The organism is Actinocatenispora thailandica (genome assembly GCF_016865425.1).
Taxonomy (GTDB): Bacteria; Actinomycetota; Actinomycetes; order Mycobacteriales; family Micromonosporaceae; genus Actinocatenispora; species Actinocatenispora thailandica.
Map to the genome: position 1 here is coordinate 4,649,448 of NZ_AP023355.1, position 19,161 is coordinate 4,668,608.

Consider the following 19,161-nt stretch of genomic DNA (forward strand, 5'->3'; position numbering starts at 1 on the left):
CGAGGATGCGCTTCTCGATCAACATCCCGAACTTCGGGGACTTCGCCGATGCCCGCACGGTGGCACTGGTGGCCACCGCGGCGGAGCAGGCCGGCTGGGACGGGCTGTTCGTCTGGGACCACGTGGTGCACGACAAGGCCCGGCGTCGCGGTCAACCGTTCGGCGACCCGTGGCTGCTGCTGACCGCCGCGGCGCTCGCCACCTCCCGCATCCGGCTCGGCACGCTGGTCACCCCGGTCGCCCGGCGCCGCCCGGAGCAGCTGGCCCGGCAGGTGGCCACGCTCGATGCGCTCAGCGGCGGCCGGGTCGTTTTCGGCGCCGGCCTGGGCGGGCCGATCGAGGACGAGTTCGGCAGCTTCGGCGAACCGACCGACCCGGTCGTCCTGGCCGAACGGTTGGACGAGGGCCTCGACCTGCTCGACCGCTACTGGTCCGGCGAGACCGTCGACCACGACGGTCCGCACTACCAGGTACGCGACGTCAGGTTGCTGCCGACCCCGGTGCAGCGCCCGCGACCGCCGGTGTGGATCGGCGGCTACTGGCCGCGCCGCCGGCCGATCCGCCGCGCAGCCCGGTGGGACGGGGTGGTCCCGCTGTTCACCGAGGCCCGGCACGGCGAGGTGCCGCCGGTGGCCGCGGTGCGCGACCTCGTGGGCTACGTGCGGGAGCAGCGGTCGGACCGGGACGGCCCGTTCGAGATCGTGCTCGGTGGGGTGAGCCCCGGCGACCCGGCGGCGGCCCGGGACCTGATCGCGCCGCTCGCCGAGGCCGGCGCCACCTGGTGGGACGAGCGGCAGGTGCAGACGCTGGTCGGGTTCGACCGGCTCGCTCCCGTGCTGCGCCGGATCGAGCAGGGCCCACCGACGCTCTGATGCCGTCGGCCGCGGCGCGGCGCCGCCGCCCACCGCGGTCCGGACCCCGTCTGCCGGCACGTCACCACGGCCGGGTCCGCATCGGTCGGCACGCCACCACGGGCGGTTCGCCCGGCCGGCACGCCACCACGGCCGGGACCACGCCCGGTCGGCACACCACACCGGGCACGCCCGGCCGGCGCATCACCACGGCCGGGACCACGCCCGGCCGCACGCGGCTACGGGCGGCCGGGTCCGTGGTCGGGCGGCGCCGCGTCCGGGGTCAGGCGGTGCGCCGGGAGCCGGCGCCGGGCGCGGAGTCGGCCGGCACCAGCCGCAGCCTCGGCAGCATGCCCGCGTCAGCGAACACGTCCAGCGCGCGCTGCTCGTCGGCGTCGAGTTCCAGCTCGGGCGGCGGTCCCAGCAGGACGCTCACCACACAGTCCGCACACGCGCGCCCCCGCACCGTGCACTGGTCACAGTCGATGATCATCGAGCCTCCCAACCTGTGCGCCGGGCACTCCCCCGACGCCATTCGCACGCTACGCAGGGGGTACGACGTTTCCGTCGGACCCGGAACCGCGCGCTGGCGCGTCCGGTCGGCGGGCGGGCCACGCCGCCGGCCCCGCACGGCGGGCCACGCCGCCGGCCCCGGTACGGGCGGGCCACGCCGCCGGGCCCGGTACGGGCGGGCCACGCCGCCGGGCCCGGTACGGGCGGGCACCGCGAGCGAAGCGGTACCCGCGGCGGACACCGCGGTCGGCTGGTCAACTGGTCGGTTCGTCGGCTGGTCGGCTGGTCGGCTGGTCGGCTGGTCGGCTGGTCGGCTGGTCGGCTGCGAGCGTGCCGGCTCCGGTGGCCCATCCCGCGGGAGAGCCGGCGCCGAAAGGCGGTCAGCCGCGGGCCAGGCGGCGCAGCAGGGTGTGCGCGGACAGCGGGTACGCACCGTGCCGGCGAACGCCGTCGGCGACCTCCTTGTCGGAGGAGACGACGGCGACCACCCGGCCGTCCGGTTCGGCCCGGACCAGCCGGCGGATCAACTCGTCGGCGGTCTCGCCCTTGCGACTGAACAGCACCCGCAGCCCGCGCGGCGGCGGGGCGACCCCGTGCACCGGATCGGCGCCGTCCCACACGCACGTGACCTCGGCGCCGGTCTGCGCGGCGAGCACCCCGAGTCCGGCGGCCAGCCGGTTGCGCTGCTGCTCCAACGACAGCTCGCCGTACCCGGTCTTGGTGACGTTGTACCCGTCCACCACCAGGTGCGCCCGCGGCATCGCGAGCAACTGGTCGAGCCGGGCCGGATCGTCGGCGGCGAGCGCCCGGGCACCGGCGCGGGGCCGGTCGGGGGTGTCCGCGGTCTCGGCGACGAAGTCGGCCGGCACCACCTCCACCGGGTCCAGGGCCAGCTCGCGGACCAGACCGCGGGCCGCGTTGCGGACCGTCTCCAGCAGCAGCCAGACCCGGGAGTCGTCGAAGGCGTGCTCCTGCTGGCCGGCCGCGCGGGTCGCCGCCGCGGCGGCCTCGGCGTCCGCCAGCCGGGCGTTCAGCCGGCGCAGCTCCGCCTGATGATCGCGCTCGGCGCGGGCCAGCCGGCCCTTCTCGGTGGCGGCCTGTTCGCTGGCCCGGCGCTCCCGGTGCTGCGTCTCGCGCAGTTCCTTCTGCACCGCGCGCAGCTCGGCGCGCAGGTCGGCCAGCTCGGTCCGGGCCTGCTCCGCCTCGCCGCGCAGCCGGCCGTGCTCGGCGATCGCCGCGGCGCGGGCCTGCTCGGCCCGGTCGGCGCGCTGCTCGGCCTCCTTGATCCGGTGCTCGGTGGCGACCCGGTCGGTCTCGCTACGCACCTCGTCGGCGGCGCCGACGACCAGGTCGACCCAGTTGTCCGGGCGCAGCAGGTAGGCCAGCGCACCGACCTCGACCGGGTCGGCGGCGGCCGGCCGGGTGCCGGCGGTGACCGCGACGGTCAGCTCGCCGCCGGCCTCGGCGACCCTGTCGGCGACCCGCTGCCGGAACGTCGGGTCGGCGACCAGCGCGGCCGCGATGCCGGTACCCCCGAGCTTGGCGCGCTTGGCCGGGGTGAACCGGGCCACCCGGCGCAGCGAGGACGGCACCTGGTCGATCGGCAACCCGCCCAGCACGGTGGCGGCGAGCGACACCACCCGCTGTCGCACCGCTTCGGGCAGCACCGGGACCAGCGCCGGGTCGTCGGCGCCGATGCGCTCCGGGTCGGCGCTCACGGGTGTGCCTCCCTCGCCGGAACGTCCGGGCGGCGGCACCTCGCGCGGCGACCACGATCCGCTCGCCGACGCTGGGCCGGGGAGGTCACCCGGCCCGGCACCGGGCCGTGGGCATCACGACCCGCGACGTGCCGCTGCCGGTACGTCGAGGGCCGCGGCCGGGCCGCGGATGCCGGGGTGCTCATAGGGACAGTTTGACATCGCTGGAGCGCCTCGGCACGCCAGCGCGGACCCGCCACGGCGGGCCGGGCCCGCCGCGAGGGCGGCGGACGAACGCCCCGGCCGGCCAAACCCGACACATCGGGGCAGGACGATCCCCGGCGTACCCGGCTGCGCCTTGCCGGCCACGTCGGGTGCGGCGTCGGTTTCGTCGTACCGGGCGCCTACCGTGCGGTACGTGCCTGTGCCCCCCGCCCGTCGACGTGCTGAACCCGACGTCCGACAGCAGCCCGCCGGTCGACGACAGTCCGCTTCTGCGCGGCAGCCGGCGTTCCGGCAGCAGAGCATCGAGGAGATCGGCCAGCCGCTGTCCGCCACCACGTTCGTGGTGGTGGACCTGGAGACCACGGGCGGGTCGCCGGCCGACGCGGGGATCACCGAGATCGGCGCGGTGAAGGTGTGCGGCGGCGAGGTGCTCGGCGAGTTCGGCACGCTGGTCAACCCCGGGCTGCCGATCCCGCCGTTCGTGGCGGCGCTGACCGGCATCACCGAGGCGATGGTGGCGCCGGCACCGGAGCTGACCGAGGTACTGCCGAGCTTCCTGGAGTTCGCCCGGGGTGCGGTGCTGGTGGCGCACAACGCACCGTTCGACGTGGGGTTCCTGAAGGCGGCGAGCGCGAAGTTCGGCTACCCGTGGCCGGCGTTCCCGGTGGTCGACACGGTCACCCTGGCCCGCCGGGCGCTGACCCGCGACGAGGTGCCCAACTGCAAGCTCGGCACGCTCGCCGCCTACTTCCACACCGCGACGCAGCCCAGCCACCGCGCCCTGGACGACGCCCGGGCCACCGTCGACGTGCTGCACCGGCTGCTGGAGCGGGTCGGCAGCCACCGGGTGCACACCCTGGACGAGCTGGTCGAGTTCTGCCGGGCGGTGCACCCGGTGCAGCGTCGCAAGCGCGGCCTGGCCGACGGCCTGCCGCACGCACCGGGGGTGTACGTGTTCCGGGACGGCTCCGGGCGCCCGCTCTACGTGGGCACCTCGCGGGACATCGCGACCCGGGTGCGCAGCTACTTCACCGCGGCGGAGACCCGGTCCCGGATGACCGAGATGCTCACCGCCGCCGAGCGGGTGGAGGCGGTGGAGTGCGCGCACGCGCTGGAGGCGGGGGTGCGCGAGCTGCGGCTGATCGCCGCGCACAAGCCGCCGTACAACAAGCGGTCGAAGTTTCCCGAGCGGGTGCACTGGTTGAAGCTGACCGACGAGCCGTTCCCGCGGCTGTCGGTCGTCCGCAAGCTGGCCGACGACGCCGGCTGCTACCTGGGGCCGTTCTCGTCCCGCCGGACCGCCGAGACCGCCGCCGCGGGGGTGTACGACGCGGTCCCGCTGCGGCAGTGCACCCGCCGGCTGTCGCTGCGTACCGCGAGCCCCGCGTGCGCGCTGGCCGAGATCGGCCGGTGCGCGGCGCCCTGCGAGCTGCAGATCGCGCCGGCCGACTACGCGCGGCATGCCGACGCGTTCCGCGAGCTGGTGCACGGCGACCCGGCGGTGCTGGTCGACCGGCTGCTCGCGCGCATCGGCGAGCTCGCCGCCGAGCAGCGGTACGAGGAGGCCGCCACGGTCCGCGGTCGGCTGGTGGCGCTGCTGCGCGCCGCGGTGCGGTTGCAGCGGCTGCGCTCGCTCACCTCGATCCCGGAGCTGGTCGCGGCGCGCCGGGCCCAGGACGGCGGCTGGGAGCTGGCCGTGGTGCGGTACGGCCGGCTGGCCGCAGCCGGGTCGGCACCGCGCGGCACGGCGCCGCGCCCGGTGCTCGCGGCGCTGTTGGCGACCGCGGAGACGGTGCGCGGCGGGATCGGCCCGACGCCGTGCGCGACCGCCGAGGAGACCGAGCAGATCCTCACGTTCCTCAACCGGCCGGAGACCCGGCTGGTCGAGTCGTCCGGCGCGGGCTGGTTCTGCCCGGCCAGCGGCGCCGAGCGATTTCACGATCTGTTACATAAGGCGGACTCTGCGCGTTCTTCGGCGGACCCGCTGTCCGGTCGGGGAGCACCGCGTACGATGCATCGACCGACCCGTGCGACGGCCTGACCTGCGCTTTGGTGTCCAGTGTGAGAAATGCCGTCATCGGGGATGCGACCGTTCGTTGGTATCCACCGATCGATCGGGTCTAATTGGCTCATCGGTTTTCCCGGTTCGCCGATTACGATCGGTGAATGGACCCGTCAGGCCGCTGGCCGGGCAGGAGGTGCCGTTGAGTCTGGGAGCCAATCCGTCGCGCGCGGAGCTGCCCGCTTTCGCGCCGCATCAGGCCGCGCCCACCAGCCGGGAGCGCCGGGCCAGCGCCCCGCTGTACCGCTGGTTGCGGGCGATGCTGCCGTGGGGCGGCTCGCAGGGCTCCGAGACGCCGATCGACGCCCTGGTGCGGACCCACCGGGGCACCTATCCGCGGCCGGACGTGGCGCTGGTGACCCGCGCCTTCGCGGTGGCCGACAAGCTGCACTCCGGTCAGGTGCGGCGCAGCGGCGAGGCGTACATCAGCCATCCGCTCGCGGTCACCCAGATCCTCGCCGAGCTGGGCATGGACCCGGTGACGCTGGCGGCGGCGCTGCTGCACGACACCGTCGAGGACACCGACTACACGCTGGAGCAGCTGCGGTCGGACTTCGGCGACGAGGTGACGCTGCTGGTCGACGGCGTGACCAAACTGGACAAGGTGTTCTTCGGCGAGATCGCCGAGGCGGAGACGATCCGCAAGATGATGATCAGCGCCGGCCGGGACGTCCGGGTGCTGATCATCAAGCTGGCCGACCGGGTGCACAACATGCGCACCATCCAGCACAAGTCGCGCAGTTCCCAGATCCGGATCGCGAACGCCACCCAGGACGTGCTGGTGCCGATGGCCGACCGGCTCGGCATCCACGTGCTCAAGGCCGAGCTGGAAGACATCGTGCTGCGCACCATCGACCCGGACATGTTCCTGGAGATCGACAAGTACCTGGCCGAGCGCACCGACGACGGCGGCTACCTGGTCGACGTGATCCGCACCGTCTCGGGCGCGCTGCGCGCCGACCGCATCGACGCCGAGGTGGTTCGGCGCCCCCGGCACCACTCCTCGATCTACCACGAGATGACGCAGGGGCCGCTGCGCGAGCCGAACGACCCGCCGCGCATCGTGATCATCGTCGACGGTCCGGACACCGACTGCTACGCGGCGCTGGGCACCGTGCACGCCCTCTGGCGACCGGTGCCGGGCCGGTTCAAGGACTTCATCGCCTCGCCGAAGTTCAACTACTACCAGTCGCTGCACACCACGGTGATGGGTCCGGAGCGGCAGCCGATCGAGATCATGATCCGCACCGAGCAGATGAACGACACCGCCGAGTACGGCATCGTGGTGCGGCTGCGCAACGGCACCGCACCGATCGACGGGCCGGAGCGGCTCGACTGGCTGCAGTCGCTGCTCGGTTGGGAGCGCGACGCGCTCGCCTCCACCGAGTTCCTCGACGCCCTGCGCTGTGACCTCTCCGAGGATCAGGTACAGGTGTTCACCACGGCCGGCGACAGGGTCCTGTTGCCGGCCGGCGCGACTCCGGTCGACCTGGCGTACTCGATGGATCCGCAGACCGGCGACCGGCTCATCGGCGCGTACGTGAACGGGCGGCTGGCCCGGCTGTCCACCGTGCTGGAGGACGGCGACGCGGTGGAGATCATCACCGCCCGCGCGGACGACTACCCGGGCCCGTCGAAGGAGTGGCTGGGCTTCGCCCGCAGCGCCAACGCCCGGCTGGCGATCGGCAAGTGGTTCCACCGCGGCGACGTCGAGCAGGCCGACGACACGCTCAACGACCGGATCGACGCGGGTCGGGTCGCGGTGGCCCGCGCGCTGCGCCGGCAGCAGCGGTCGCTCGCGGTGGAGGATCCGCTGCTGTCCACCGCGCACGACCTCGGCTATCCGGACCTCGACGCGCTGTTCGTCGCGGTCTCGTCGGGCAAGCTGTCCGCCGACGAGGTGGTGCACCAGCTGATCGACTCGGTCGACCGGCCGAGCACCACCCCCTGACGACCGCCGGCCGGTCAACCGGCCGGGGCGCTCAGTCGTGCTCGATGCGCAGGGCGCCGGACGGGCAGAGCCCGACCGCCTCGCCTACCCGGTCGGCCGCCTCGCCGGTGGGCCGCTCGACCCGCACCAGTACGACGCCGTCGGCGTCCTGGTCGAACACCACCGGATCGGTCAGCACGCACTGACCGGCGCCGATGCAGCAGTTTCGGTCCGCGGTCACTCGCATCCCGGCTCCGCCCACTCGACGGGCATCCGGTAGATGCCGTAGATGCTGGCATCGTCCTTGTACGGCAGTTCGTCGACGGCGCCGGCCAGCCGCAGGCCGGGGATGCGCCGCAGGACGGTGTCGAACACGACGGCCAGCTCGACCCGGGCCAGGTTCTGGCCGAGGCACTGGTGCGGGCCGAACCCGAACGCGACGTGGTGCCGGGCGCCGCGGTCGAGGTCCAGCTCGTCGGGGTGTTCGAACGAGGCCGGATCGTGGTTGGCGGACAGCCCGAGCGCGACGACCCCCTCCCCCGGGCCGATCCGCCGCTCGCCGATCTCGACGGCCTCGGTCGTCACCCGCGAGGTCACCGAGTCGACGATGGTGAAGTACCGCAGCATCTCCTCCACGGCGAGCGGGGTGCGGGACGGGTCGGCGCGCAGCGCGACCGCCTCGTCCGGATGTTCGAGGAGCGCGAGGATGCCGAGGGAGATCATGTTGGCGGTGGTTTCGTGCCCGGCGATCAGCAGGAGCGCCGCGAGCGAGACGAGCTCGTCCCGTTCGTAGCGGCCGGCCTCGCGGCGGCGCACGATCTGGCGGCCGATCAGGTCGTCGCCGGGGTCCTGCTCCCAGGCCGCGATCATGCCGTCCAGGTAGGACATCAGCTCGTCCATCGCGGTGCTGCGGGCGGCGCCGCCGACGTCGCGGCGCAGCAGCATGCCGCTGCGCCGCTGGAAGAAGTCGTGGTCGGCGTAGGGGACGCCGAGCAGCTCGCAGATCACCAGCGAGGGCACCGGCAGCGACAGCATCTCGACCAGGTCGACCGGGCCGCCGGCGGCGAGCATGGCGTCGATGCGTTCGTCCACGATCTGCTGGATACGCGGCCGCATCGCCTCGGCCCGCCGCACGGTGAACTCGCCGACGACCAGCCGGCGTGCCGCGGTGTGCTCGGCGCCGTCCATGCCGATCATCGAGAGCGGCCGGATCGGCTGGGTCGGGGCCTCGGCGAACGGTCGCGGGAAGGCGGGGTGACCGCGGTCGGAGCTGAACCGGCGTCCGTCGCCGAGCACGGCCCGTACGTCCGCGTGCCGGGCGACCAGCCAGGCGTCCTGGCCGCTGGGTAGCCGGGCGGGGACCGGCCCGGTGTCGCGTAACCGGGCCAGGTCCGCTGGTGGTTCGAACGGGCAGCGCCGCTCGATCGGGTAGGTCGGGGAAGCGGGTACGGGCGTCTCCGGTGTCGTGACCACGGTCGTCTCCCACCTGTCGATCCGGATGGTTTCCCTCCGGTTGACCGTAGACAACCGGAGGGATTTCGTCCAGATAATCCGCCGAATTATGACGAACCGGCGCGAGTCACCTGGTGACGGGCCCGCCGTGCAAGAATCCGGGCACCGGCGAGTGGGAGGACGGCAATGACCGACGGCATCCGGATGCGTGCCGACGCGCGGCGGAACAGGGACCAGCTCATCGCCGCCGCCCGCACCCTGTTCGCCGAGATCGGCCCGGACGTACCGATGGAGGAGATCGCCCGCCGCGCCGGCTGCGGCATCGGCACCCTGTACCGCCGGTTCCCGGACCGGGCGTCGCTGATCCGCGCCGTCGGGCTGGACAACCTGCAACGCATCCTGGTCGCCGCCCGCGCCGCGGCCGCCGAGGAGACCGACCCCTGGCAGGCGTTGCGGCGGGTGGTCCGGCTCTCGCTGGACCTGCGCCTGTCCATGCGGCTGTCGGTCTCCGCGGACGAGGCGCCGGAGAGCTTCCACCGCGATCCGGCCGCCGCCGCGGCCCGCCGGGAGATCCTCGACCTGCTGGACGAGCTGGTCGGCGCGGCGCAGCGCCAGGGCAGCCTGCGCACCGACGTCGGCGCCGGCGACGTGCTGGGCATGGTGATCATGACGATCCGCCCGCTGCCCGGCTTCGACGAGGACCACCGCGACCTGCTCACCGAGCGCTGTCTCGGCCTGGTCCTCGACGCTCTCGGTACCGGCGGCGGCGAGGCGCTGCCCGGCCGCCCGCTCGGCCTCGCCGACGTGTTCCCGTTCGCCGCCGGGTAGCGGCACCGGCGCCAGCCCGAGGTCACCGGGACCGAGACACCACGGCCGTACCGTCCGTCCCGACGCCGCCGCCGGTGACCGCCCGGTCGGTGGCGGTGCGGGCGTCGGCCAACGAGCGGGCGGCCTGCGGGCGGAACCGGGCCAGCGCCGGGGAGAGGTCGGCGAGGGCCAGCTCGGCGTTGACGAACCGCAGGTGCTCCGGTGCGACGCCCTGCCGGACGAAGTAGGCCCGCAGGTACGGCGTGTGGAAGTCGTTGCCTTCCTGTGGCGTGCCGGGCCCGTACGCGCCGCCACGGGCGCCGAGCACCACCACCCTGGTGTCGCGCAGCAGCGGCGCACCGGTGTCCGGATCGACGTACGCACCGGGGAAGGTGACCCGGTCGATCCACGCCTTCAGCGCGACCGGTACCGACAGGTTGTACATCGGTGCGCCGATCAGCACCGTGCGCGCGGCCAACAGCTCGTCGATCAGCGGCCGGGACAGCTCCCACTCGCGCCCCTCGTCGGCGTTGGCGGCCAGTGCGGCGACCCGGTCCAGTGGTATCCCGCCGTGCCGCTCCACCCGGCGGCCGAGCGTGCAGTACCCGGTGCCGACCGGCGGCACCGGGTCCGCGGCGAGATCGCGGTAGCGGTACGCCGCCGTGGGGTGCGCGGCACGCCAGCGCTCCGCGTACCGGGCGGTCAACTCCCGGCTGATCGACTCGCCGGACCGGTTGGCGCTGGAATCGAGATGCAGCAACGACATCGTGTTCTCCTGTCACCGTGCTGGTGTCGGGTACGTCATTCCGGTTGACGGGGCACGACGGGAAGAGGTGACCGTGCAGGTGGACGAGGAGCTGGCGGCCCGGTTCGAGGCGGAACGGGGGCAGCTGCGTGCGGTGGCGTACCGGATGCTGGGCTCGCCGGAAGCGGCCGAGGACGCCGTGCAGGAGGCGTGGCTGCGGCTGGGCCGGGTGGACGCGGGCGAGGTGGCCAACCTGGGCGGCTGGCTGCGCACTGTGGTCACCCGGATCTGCCTGGACGTGCTGCGGACCCGCCGGACCCGCCGCGAGGACCCGACCGGGATGCAGCAACTCGACGAGGTGCCCGGCACGGGTGCCGGGCCGGCGGACACCGCGGTACTGGCCGACTCGGTCAGCCGGGCGCTGCTGGTGGTGCTGGACACGCTGACGCCGGCCGAGCGGGTCGCGTTCGTGCTGCACGACATGTTCGCGGTGCCGTTCGACCAGATCGCGCCGATCGTGTCGCGCAGCCCGGTGGCCGCCAAGAAGCTGGCCAGCCGGGCCCGGCAGAAGGTCCAGGGCACTCCGGCGGTACCGGCGGACGAACTGGCCCGGCAGCGCCGGGTGGTGGCCGCGTTCCTCGCCGCCGCGCGCGCCGGCGACCTGGCCGGCATCCTCGCCGTACTGGCACCCGACGTGGTGCGCCGGGCCGACCCGGCCGCCCTGGCACCCGGTGCCGCCGCGGTGGTCCGCGGCGCGCAGCAGGTCGCCCGCGGCACCGTGGCGCTCGCCGGGCGCTCCCGGCAGGCCGAGCTGGTCCTGCTGGATGGGCGGATCGGTGCGATCGTCGCGCCGGGCGGGCGGCTGCGGTTCGCGCTGGCGTTCGACGTGGACGGCGACCTGATCACCGGGTACGAGGTGATCGCCGATCCGGACCGGCTGGCCCGCCTGGACCTCGCGGTGCTCGACTGACCGCAACGCTCGACCGGCATGCCGGCGTCGGTACCGCCGGCGCGTTTCGCCGAGCGTGTCCGGATCGGTACGAGCGGGGTTCGGGTCCGGGCACGCGATGATCACCCGTGGGGCTGCCGATAGCCTGAGGGCATGACGTCTCGGCGCGGGCTGCGAGAGCAGGCGTACTACGTCGGATTCCGGGTCTTTCACCGGCTGCCGATGAAGGTGCGCCGGCGCATCGTGCGTACCGTGGCTCCGACCTACACGCTGGGTGGGGTGACGCTGCTGCTGGACGTGCACAGCGTCGGCGACACCCCGGCGCCGCGCATCCCGGACACCGCCCGGATCCTGCTGCTGCGCCAGCCGCCCGGGTTCGGCTGGTCGCTGCCCGGCGGGCTGATCGACCGCGGCGAGTCGCCGCTGCAGTGCGCCGCCCGCGAGCTGCGCGAGGAGACCGGGGTGCGGCTGCCGCTGGACGCGTTCGTGCCGGCCGTGCCGAACGCGGTGGTGCACCCGCGCGGCCAGTGGGTCGACACGGTGTTCGTGGCGCACGTCGACCCGGCCGACCATCCGGCCCAGGCGGACGGCATCGAGGTGGACGAGCTGGCCTGGCATCCGGTCACCGACCTGCCTCGGCTCACCCTGCCCACCGCGCGGCTGGTCGCCCGGTACGGGCTGGGGCCGCTCGCCAACGCCGACGACCCGGACACCGCGGTGTTCAGCCTTGACCGCTGATCCCACCCGCGCCGGGCCGGACCATCGAGCACCGGGCGCGCCCGGGGAGCTGTGTGCGGTGGTGCTGGCCGCCGGTGAGGGACGACGGTTGCGGCCGCTGACCGAGCTGGTGCCCAAGCCGCTGTGCCCGGTGGCGAACGTGTCGCTGCTGGACCGGGCGTTGCAGCGACTGGCCGCGGCCGGCATCACCGAGGTGGCCGTCAACGCCTGCTACCGCGCCGACGACATCGTCGAACACCTGGCCGACCGGCCGGTACGGGTGTCGGTCGAGGCACCGCCCGCGCTGGGCACCGGCGGCGGGGTGGCCCGGCTGCGGGACTGGATCGACGGCCGGGACGTGCTGGTGTGCAACGCCGACGGCTACCTCGCCGACGGTGCCGCCGCCGCCCGGTCGCTGCTGTCCGGTTGGGATCGGAGGCGGTTCCGGCTGCTCACCGTGCACGACGAGGCGCGCGGCGACTTCGGCACCCCGGTACGCACCGAACGGTTCGCCGGGATGAGCCTGATGAGCTGGCGGCAGGTGTGCGCGCTGCCGGCCGGTACCAGCGAGCTGCAGGTGCCGTGGCGGCGCGCCGAAGCGGCCGGTGAGCTGGACCTGGTCGACTTCGCCGGCGTGTTCGTCGACTGCGGTACGCCCCGGGACTACCTCGCCGCGAACCTGCACGCCAGCGGCGGCACCAGCGTGGTCGGCGCCGGCGCCGAGGTGGCCGGCCGGCTGGTCCGCAGCGTGGTCTGGCCGGGCGCGACGGTCACCGCGGGCGAGACCCTCACCGACACGATCCGCGCCGTCACCCCCACCGGTCGGCCGCTCACCGTGCACGCCATCCGCTGACCGCACGGCGGTTGCCGGCGATCGGGGCCGGCCGGGTCGATAGCATGAACGGCCGGCGGCGTGGCCGAACGCCGCGGCGCAGGTCGACAGCAAGGAGCAGACGGTGATCACCGCGATCGTCCTCATCCAGTGCGAGACCGACTCGATCCCCGAGGTGGCGGGCGCCCTGGCGGCGCTGCCCGGCGTCAGCGAGGTCTATTCGACGGCGGGCAACGTCGACCTGATCGCGGTGGTCCGGGTCCGCGAATTCGACCAGATCGCCGACGTGATCGCGGACCGGATCAGCAAGACCACCGGCGTGGTCGACACCGAGACGCACATCGCCTTCCGGGCCTACTCGCAGCACGACCTGGAGGAGACCTTCGCGATCGGCTTCGACGACGCGGACTGAACCGATGCCGCAGCGCACCGGCCGCGCACCGGTGAACCGCCCGCTGCCACCGCTGGTGATGCGGGCGAAGCGGGATGCCGCGGCGGCCGGATTCGGCCGCTCCTGCCGGGACGAGGTGGGCCGACTGCTCGCCACCCTGGCCGGGACGGCCGGGGCCGGGCCGGTCGGCGAGCTGGGCAGCGGGTACGGCGTGGGTACCGCCTGGCTGCGTACCGGCCTCGCGCCGGGCGCGCGGCTGGTGACCGTGGACCGGGATCCGGCCGCGGCGGCGGCGACCGGGGCGCTGTTCGCCGGCGACCCGGCGGTGACGGTGCTGGTCGACGACTGGCGGGCCGCGGCCGGGCACGGCCCGTACCGGCTGCTGTTCTGCGACGGCGGCGGCAAGCAGGGCGGTCCGGACGCGGTGACCGGGCTGGTCGCACCGGGCGGGGTGGTGGTGCTGGACGACTTCACCGCGTCGTCCGGGTGGCCGCCGACGTTCGGCGGCGAGGTCGATCGGCTGCGGGTGTCCTGGCTGACCGACGAGCGGTTCCTGGCCACCGAGGTCGGTACCGGGCCGGGGGTCGTGGCCATTGTCGCTACCCGCCGGTAACATTCCGGGTATGAGCCCCGTCGAGACCCGGTACCTGCCGCGTGGCGACGAGCGGTTGGCGCTGCGGGTGCATCCGGCCGGCGGCGGGCGGACCGCGGTGCTGCTGCCGGCGATGGGCGTGCCGGCGGCCTACTACGACGCGTTCGCGGCCCGGCTCACCGACGGCGGTCTCGATGTCGTGGTCGCCGACCTGCGGGGCACCGGCGCCAGTACCCCGCAGCCCACCCGCGCCAGCCGGTACGGGTACTCCGAGCTGGTCGACGACGTGGCCGCGGTGCTGTCCGCGCTGCGGGCCGAGGCACCGCTGCTGATCGGGCACAGCCTCGGCGGCCACGCCGCGGCGCTGCACCTGGCGCTCGGCGGCAGCGGCGCCGGGCTGGCGCTGGTCGCCTCCGGCACCCCGTGGAACCGGTTCTACCCCGGCCGGTACGGGGTGGGGCTGCGGGCGGTGACCCCGGTGATCACCGGGCTGTCCGCCGGCCTCGGCTACTGGCCGGGCCACCGGCTCGGGTTCGGCGGCCGGCAGTCGACCGGCGTGATGCGTGACTGGGCGTACGTGGTGCGCACCGGCGACTTCCCGCCGCTGGCCGGGGTCGACGTGGACGCCCGGCTGGCCGACGTCAAGGTCCCGGTGTACGCGGCCAGCGTCGAGGGCGACCGGCTCACCCCGCCGGTGACGCTCGACCACTTCGTCGCGAAGTTCGCCGGTACCACCGTCGAGCGGCACCACTACACCGCCGCGGAGTCCGGCGCGCCGATGAACCACTTCCGCTGGACCCGCGCCGCCACCCCGCTCGCCGACCGCCTCCTCGCCTTCGAGCGGACCCTCTGAGGCGCTGGCGGCGCGGCGCGCGACCGGTGCCGCTCGGGCTCAGTTCTTGGGCTTGTTGTCGACCTGGATGTGGAACTTGACGTTGCTGCCGTCGACCGAGGTGACCTTCACCGTCACGCCGTAGCTCTTGCCGCTGTCGGTCAGCGTGCAGCGCATCGTGGTGCCGACCTTCGCCTTCAGGCTGCCGGGGCAGGAGATCTTGTCCGGCTTGCGGCCGACCTGGGCGGTCAGCTGCTGGCTGACCTGCTTCTCGACCTCCGACCGGGACACCGACGAGGTGCCACCGCAGCCGGCCAGCAGCAGGGCGCCAATGGCGGCGACCGCCGCGGTACCCAGGCGGTTGGTCTTGATCATCGTCCCTCGCAGCGGGGGATCGGCGGCGGCCACCTCGTCATCGTATTGAGCTGCCCGTGCTGACGGGCCGGGTTCGGCGAACCCAGCCGCCCGGCGCGACGGTCCGTCCCGGCGCGAGCCGGCCGGCGACCGCTACAGGTATGGGCGGAGTCGGCCGCCGATCGCTACAGGTACGGGCGGAGCCGGCCGGCGCTCGCTACAGGTATGGGCGGAGCTGTTCGGCGATCGTGTCGGTCTCCGGCACCGACAGCCTCGGCACCTCACCCCACTCGGTACCGCCGCCGGGCAGCGTGCCGGCGACGTGGAAGTGCACGTGCGGCACCATCTGCCGGGCCGGCACCCCGTTGTTCTGCCAGACGCAGATCCCGTCCGGGTCGTACGCGGCGGACAGCGCCCGCGCCGCCCGCTGCACCCCGGCCATCACCGCGGCCGCCTCGTCCGGCGCGAGATCGAGCACGGTGGCGCGGTGCACGATCGGGATCACCAGCAGGTGCCCGACGCCGCGCTGCTCCCGGGTGACCATGATCGCCGTCTCGTCGTCCCGGTGCAGGATCGTGTACGGGAAGTCTCCCGCCAGCGTCCCGCAGAAACTGCACCGCTCCGTTTCCGGAATCGCGATAGCCACGCCCACATCCTGCCGCACTCCCGCCACCGCGGCGCGGGCAGTGGGAGCCGAACGACACGACACGGCCGGGGCACCCCAACGGGATGCCCCGGCCGTGATCGAGCCGTGCTCAGCGGCGCCCGGAGGTCAGTTCCTCGCGCTTCTCCGCCTCGACCTCGCCCGGCTCCTCCGGCTTCTCCACCGGTACGAAGAACCCCTTGACGGCGGGGCCGATGGCACCGATCCGGTTCATCTTCTTCGGCACCACCCAGCCGCGGTACGGCAGCTCGGTGTGGCCGTGCTCGTCGGGCGCCGCCAGCGGCTGGTGCACCTCGACGAACGCGCCGTTGGGCAACCGCTTGATGATGCCCGTCTCGACGCCGTGCGCCAGCACCTCGCGGTCGTGCTGCTGCAACCCCAGCGCGATGCGATGGGCCAGGTAGTAGGCCAGCGGCGGCAGGATCAGGATCCCGATCCGGCCGGCCCAGGTCATCGCGTTCAGGCTGATGTCGAACTTGTCGGCGATCACGTCGTTGCCGCCGGACAGGGTGAGCACGATGAAGAAGGTCACCGCCATCGCACCGAGGCCGGTCCGGGTGGGCACGTCACGCGGTCGCTGCAGCAGGTTGTGGTGTGCTCTGTCGCGCATGAACCGCTGTTCCAGGAACGGATACAGCAGGCCGAGCGTGACCAGCACGCCGGGCAGCACGACGGTCGGCCAGAAGATCGGCGGCACCGTGTACCCGTGGTTGAACAGGTGGATGCGGATCTCCCACGGCGGCATCAATCGGGTCGAGCCGTCCAGGAACATCACGTACCAGTCGGGCTGCGACGCCGACGACACCACGGCCGCCTTGTACGGACCGAACAGCCAGATCGGGTTGATCTGGATCAGCCCGCCGAACAGCGCGAGCACCCCGAACACGATCATGAAGAAGCCGCCGCCCTTGGCCGCGAAGCCCGGGAACATGCGGTGCCCGACCACGTTGTGCTCGGTGCGGCCCGGGCCCGGCCACTGGGTGTGCTTCTGCTTGACCAGCAGCGCCAGGTGCAGCGCGATCAGGGACAGAATGATCCCCGGTATCAGGAACACGTGCCCGATGTAGAGCAGGCTGAAGATCCGGTCGCCGCCCGGGAACTCCCCGCCGAAGATCGCGAAGGAGACCCAGGTGCCGATGACCGGGATCGACAGCATGATCGCGTCGGCGATGCGCAGGCCGGTGCCGGACAGCGCGTCGTCCGGCAGCGAGTAGCCGGCGAAGCCCTCCAGGAAGCCGAGCCAGAACAGCAGGAAACCGACCATCCAGTTCATCTCACGCGGGCGCCGGAACGCGCCGGTGAAGAAGATCCGGAGCATGTGCACCACGATCGCGGCCATGAACAGCAGCGCCGCCCAGTGGTGGATCTGCCGCAGGACCAGACCGCCGCGCACGTCGAACGAGATGTTCAGCGCCGACGCGTACGCCTGCGACATGCTGATGCCGCGCAGCGGCACGTACGAGCCGTGGTAGACGACCTCGGCCGACGACGGCGTGAAGAAGAACGCCAGGAACGTCCCGGTCAGCAGCAGGATGATGAACGAGTAGAGCGCGATCTCGCCCAGCATGAACGACCAGTGGTCCGGGAAGACCTTGTTGAACAGCTTGCGCAGCGGGCTCGCACCGGCCAACCGCTGGTCCGCCCAGTCTGCGACGGCACCCGGCGCCTGCTTGGGGTCAAACTTCGGACGCTTCATGGCCGCTCCCAGAAGCCCGGACCGATCGGAACCTTGTAGTCCGATGTTGCGACGAAGTATCCATCGCTGTCCACCGTGATCGGCAGCTGAGGCAGCCGCCGGGTGGCCGGACCGAAGATCGGCCGAGCGTTGTTGGTGATGTCGAACTGCGACTGGTGGCACGGGCAGAGCAGCCGGTTGGTCTGCTGCTCGTACAGGCTGGCCGGACAGCCGGCGTGGGTGCAGATCTTCGAGTACGCCAGGTAGTTGTTCCACTGCGCGCCCTTGTTGATCGGCAGCGCGTTGGACAGCGCCCGCTTGGCGTCTGCCTCGCGCAGGTGGATCAGCAGCGTCGGCGAGTCGGCGTACTTGTTGGTGTTGCCTTCCGGGATCGCCGGGAACACGGTGATCTGCCCGCCGGCCGACACGTCTTCGGGCCGCACCAGCGTCCCGTCGTCGTGCATCAGCCGCACACCCTTCTTCCAGGCTGTGGTCAGCAGATCGGACTTGTGGTTCTTGATCAGCGCGCCCAGCGGCATGATCGCGGCGATGCCCACCGGGGCGAGGCCCAGCGCGACCGCACCCTTGAGCAACGGGCGGCGCTGGATGCCCAGCTCGTCGACCATGCTCAGCGCGGTCGCGGCGGTCAGCTTGCGCTCGATGTCCGGCGACGCGCCGTCGTGCCGGCGCTCCACCGAGACCTCCTCGGGCAGCAGCTTCTTCGCCCAGGTGATGATCGCGATGCCGATGAACAGCAGCGCCAGCCCGAGCGTGGTGCCCAGCACCGGGGTGTAGAACTTGTTCAGGTTCGAGCCGGCCTTGTAGTGCCAGGGCCAGGCCACGTACGCGACGATGAACGCCAGCGCGGCGAGCCCGACGATGGCGAAGCACAGCGCCACGAACCGGACGACGCGCTTCTCTTCCTTGCTGCCCGGCCGAGTGAACCGAGGCTCGTAGTGCACGATCTCCACGCCGTCCCGGCGCGCGCCCTCGCGCACCAGGTCGAACCGGGTGTTCCTCGGGTCGTCCGGATCGAACTCCGGCGCGGCCGCGCCGTTCTCGGTTTCGGTATCGCTCACGACTTCCCCGCAATCCACAGCGTGGCGAACAGCAGCGCGGTGATGCCGATCAGGAAGATCGCCAGGCCCTCGGTGGTCGGACCGATCGCGCCGATGTCCCAGCCACCCGGACTCTGGTCCCGCTTCATGTTCTGGACGTAGGAGATGATGTCCATCTTTTCCTGCGGGGTCAGCTCGTTGTCCCCGAACACCGGCATGTTCTGCGGGCCGGTCAGCATCGCGGCGTAGATCTGCCGGTCCGTCGCCGGATGCAGGCTCGGGGCGTACTTGCCGGAGGACAACGCGCCGCCACCGGCCGAGAAACCGTGACAGGACGAGCAGTTCACCCGGTACAGCTCGCCACCCGCGGCGATGTCACCCTTGCGCAGGTCGCCGTCCGGGATCTGCGGGCCGCCACCGATCGACTGGATGTAGGCGCCGATCTGCTTCGCCTGCGTGTCGTCGAAGTGCGGCGTCTTGCGGGTGGCCTGCGCCTCCTGCCGGCTCATCGGCATCCGGCCGGTGGTCACCTGGAACTCGACCGCCGCCGAACCGACACCCACCAGGCTCGGCCCGCGGTCCTGCACACCTTCCGCGTTCTTGCCGTGACAGCTGATGCAACTCGTGTTGTACAGCTGCTGGCCCTTCTGGGCCGCGACGGACAACTGCTTGGTGTCCTCCGCGTGGCTGGAAGGCGCGAACGCCGTGTAGACACCACCGGCCAGGACCAGCGCCGCGACCAGCCGGGCACCGGTGCCCAGCTTCTGGCGCAGGCTGCGCCGTGGTCGACGATCGACGGGAGCAGCCGTCATGAG

The 19,161-nt window shown here is 73.0% G+C and carries 20 protein-coding genes; 10 read left to right on the forward strand and 10 right to left on the reverse strand.

All coding sequences use genetic code 11. The features are described 5' to 3' along the window. Positions 1-5 precede the first annotated feature (5 nt). On the forward strand, positions 6-872 hold the full coding sequence (locus tag Athai_RS20660) for an LLM class flavin-dependent oxidoreductase (protein WP_203963029.1): 867 nt from the start codon (positions 6-8) through the stop codon (positions 870-872). 262 nt (positions 873-1,134) lie between these two features. On the opposite strand, the gene Athai_RS34310 is transcribed toward Athai_RS20660, so the two are convergent. Further along, entirely contained in the window at positions 1,135-1,287 is a 153-nt protein-coding gene (locus Athai_RS34310; RefSeq protein WP_239157056.1) for a hypothetical protein, read from the reverse strand. A 457-nt stretch (positions 1,288-1,744) separates the two neighbouring features. Beyond that, positions 1,745-3,121, reverse strand: coding sequence for an NYN domain-containing protein (locus Athai_RS20670; RefSeq protein WP_203963031.1), 1,377 nt, complete (start codon positions 3,119-3,121; stop codon positions 1,745-1,747). Between the two features lie 358 nt (positions 3,122-3,479). Between Athai_RS20670 and Athai_RS20675 the strand changes: the two genes are divergently transcribed. Further along, positions 3,480-5,327 carry a DEDD exonuclease domain-containing protein gene (locus Athai_RS20675; protein WP_275422518.1) on the forward strand — a complete coding sequence of 616 codons (1,848 nt, stop codon included), beginning with the start codon at positions 3,480-3,482 and terminating at the stop codon, positions 5,325-5,327. 163 nt (positions 5,328-5,490) lie between these two features. Then, positions 5,491-7,299 carry a RelA/SpoT family protein gene (locus Athai_RS20680; protein WP_239157058.1) on the forward strand — a complete coding sequence of 603 codons (1,809 nt, stop codon included), beginning with the start codon at positions 5,491-5,493 and terminating at the stop codon, positions 7,297-7,299. A 31-nt stretch (positions 7,300-7,330) separates the two neighbouring features. Here the strand turns inward: Athai_RS20680 and Athai_RS20685 are convergent, their stop codons facing one another. Both Athai_RS20685 and Athai_RS20690 read right to left on the reverse strand, forming a co-directional pair. Then, positions 7,331-7,525 carry a ferredoxin gene (locus Athai_RS20685; RefSeq protein ID WP_203963032.1) on the reverse strand — a complete coding sequence of 65 codons (195 nt, stop codon included), beginning with the start codon at positions 7,523-7,525 and terminating at the stop codon, positions 7,331-7,333. Next, complete coding sequence (locus tag Athai_RS20690) at positions 7,516-8,751, reverse strand: cytochrome P450 (RefSeq protein ID WP_203963033.1); 1,236 nt, start codon at positions 8,749-8,751, stop codon at positions 7,516-7,518. Before Athai_RS20690 ends, Athai_RS20685 begins: the two co-directional genes overlap by 10 nt. A 165-nt stretch (positions 8,752-8,916) precedes the next feature. Between Athai_RS20690 and Athai_RS20695 the strand changes: the two genes are divergently transcribed. Continuing rightward, positions 8,917-9,558 carry a TetR/AcrR family transcriptional regulator gene (locus Athai_RS20695; RefSeq protein WP_203963034.1) on the forward strand — a complete coding sequence of 214 codons (642 nt, stop codon included), beginning with the start codon at positions 8,917-8,919 and terminating at the stop codon, positions 9,556-9,558. 22 nt (positions 9,559-9,580) lie between these two features. Here the strand turns inward: Athai_RS20695 and Athai_RS20700 are convergent, their stop codons facing one another. Continuing rightward, positions 9,581-10,303, reverse strand: a complete 723-nt coding sequence (locus Athai_RS20700) for an FMN-dependent NADH-azoreductase (RefSeq protein ID WP_203963035.1) — start codon at positions 10,301-10,303, stop codon at positions 9,581-9,583. A gap of 73 nt (positions 10,304-10,376) precedes the next feature. Between Athai_RS20700 and Athai_RS20705 the strand changes: the two genes are divergently transcribed. From Athai_RS20705 to Athai_RS20730, 6 genes are all read left to right on the forward strand, one after another. Next, a complete protein-coding gene (locus Athai_RS20705; protein ID WP_203965983.1) occupies positions 10,377-11,252 on the forward strand; it encodes a sigma-70 family RNA polymerase sigma factor in 876 nt (291 codons plus the stop codon). Positions 11,253-11,384: 132 nt separating this feature from the next. Then, positions 11,385-11,969: an NUDIX hydrolase gene (locus Athai_RS20710; RefSeq protein WP_203963036.1), complete on the forward strand. Its 585-nt coding sequence runs from the start codon at positions 11,385-11,387 to the stop codon at positions 11,967-11,969. Continuing rightward, the gene (locus Athai_RS20715) at positions 11,959-12,801 is read left to right on the forward strand and encodes a nucleotidyltransferase family protein (protein WP_203963037.1); all 843 of its coding nucleotides are present in this window, start codon (positions 11,959-11,961) and stop codon (positions 12,799-12,801) included. The genes Athai_RS20710 and Athai_RS20715 overlap by 11 nt, the downstream gene beginning before the upstream one ends. A gap of 103 nt (positions 12,802-12,904) precedes the next feature. After that, positions 12,905-13,192: an Lrp/AsnC family transcriptional regulator gene (locus tag Athai_RS20720; protein WP_203963038.1), complete on the forward strand. Its 288-nt coding sequence runs from the start codon at positions 12,905-12,907 to the stop codon at positions 13,190-13,192. A gap of 4 nt (positions 13,193-13,196) precedes the next feature. After that, complete coding sequence (locus Athai_RS20725) at positions 13,197-13,784, forward strand: O-methyltransferase (protein WP_203963039.1); 588 nt, start codon at positions 13,197-13,199, stop codon at positions 13,782-13,784. 10 nt (positions 13,785-13,794) lie between these two features. Then, complete coding sequence (locus Athai_RS20730) at positions 13,795-14,616, forward strand: alpha/beta hydrolase family protein (RefSeq protein ID WP_203963040.1); 822 nt, start codon at positions 13,795-13,797, stop codon at positions 14,614-14,616. 39 nt (positions 14,617-14,655) lie between these two features. On the opposite strand, the gene Athai_RS20735 is transcribed toward Athai_RS20730, so the two are convergent. The 5 genes from Athai_RS20735 to qcrC form a co-directional block, all read right to left on the reverse strand. Then, complete coding sequence (locus Athai_RS20735) at positions 14,656-15,003, reverse strand: DUF4333 domain-containing protein (RefSeq protein WP_239157059.1); 348 nt, start codon at positions 15,001-15,003, stop codon at positions 14,656-14,658. Between the two features lie 163 nt (positions 15,004-15,166). Further along, a complete protein-coding gene (locus tag Athai_RS20740; protein ID WP_203963041.1) occupies positions 15,167-15,595 on the reverse strand; it encodes an HIT family protein in 429 nt (142 codons plus the stop codon). A 109-nt stretch (positions 15,596-15,704) separates the two neighbouring features. Next, positions 15,705-17,309: a cytochrome bc1 complex cytochrome b subunit gene (gene qcrB, locus Athai_RS20745; RefSeq protein WP_203963042.1), complete on the reverse strand. Its 1,605-nt coding sequence runs from the start codon at positions 17,307-17,309 to the stop codon at positions 15,705-15,707. Continuing rightward, positions 17,306-18,367 carry a cytochrome bc1 complex Rieske iron-sulfur subunit gene (qcrA, locus tag Athai_RS20750; RefSeq protein WP_203963043.1) on the reverse strand — a complete coding sequence of 354 codons (1,062 nt, stop codon included), beginning with the start codon at positions 18,365-18,367 and terminating at the stop codon, positions 17,306-17,308. The genes qcrB and qcrA overlap by 4 nt, the downstream gene beginning before the upstream one ends. Further along, positions 18,364-19,158 carry a cytochrome bc1 complex diheme cytochrome c subunit gene (qcrC, locus tag Athai_RS20755; RefSeq protein ID WP_203963044.1) on the reverse strand — a complete coding sequence of 265 codons (795 nt, stop codon included), beginning with the start codon at positions 19,156-19,158 and terminating at the stop codon, positions 18,364-18,366. Before qcrC ends, qcrA begins: the two co-directional genes overlap by 4 nt. Between the last annotated feature and the right edge of the window lie 3 nt (positions 19,159-19,161).

Coding starts and splice junctions, on each gene's coding strand:
- Athai_RS20695 (WP_203963034.1), top strand. CDS start 8,917: ATGACCGACGGCATCCGGATGCGTGCCGACGCGCGGCGGAACAGGGAC.
- Athai_RS20660 (WP_203963029.1), top strand. CDS start 6: ATGCGCTTCTCGATCAACATCCCGAACTTCGGGGACTTCGCCGATGCC.
- Athai_RS20700 (WP_203963035.1), bottom strand. CDS start 10,303: ATGTCGTTGCTGCATCTCGATTCCAGCGCCAACCGGTCCGGCGAGTCG.
- qcrC (WP_203963044.1), bottom strand. CDS start 19,158: ATGACGGCTGCTCCCGTCGATCGTCGACCACGGCGCAGCCTGCGCCAG.
- qcrB (WP_203963042.1), bottom strand. CDS start 17,309: ATGAAGCGTCCGAAGTTTGACCCCAAGCAGGCGCCGGGTGCCGTCGCA.
- Athai_RS20685 (WP_203963032.1), bottom strand. CDS start 7,525: ATGCGAGTGACCGCGGACCGAAACTGCTGCATCGGCGCCGGTCAGTGC.
- Athai_RS20730 (WP_203963040.1), top strand. CDS start 13,795: ATGAGCCCCGTCGAGACCCGGTACCTGCCGCGTGGCGACGAGCGGTTG.
- Athai_RS20710 (WP_203963036.1), top strand. CDS start 11,385: ATGACGTCTCGGCGCGGGCTGCGAGAGCAGGCGTACTACGTCGGATTC.
- Athai_RS20725 (WP_203963039.1), top strand. CDS start 13,197: ATGCCGCAGCGCACCGGCCGCGCACCGGTGAACCGCCCGCTGCCACCG.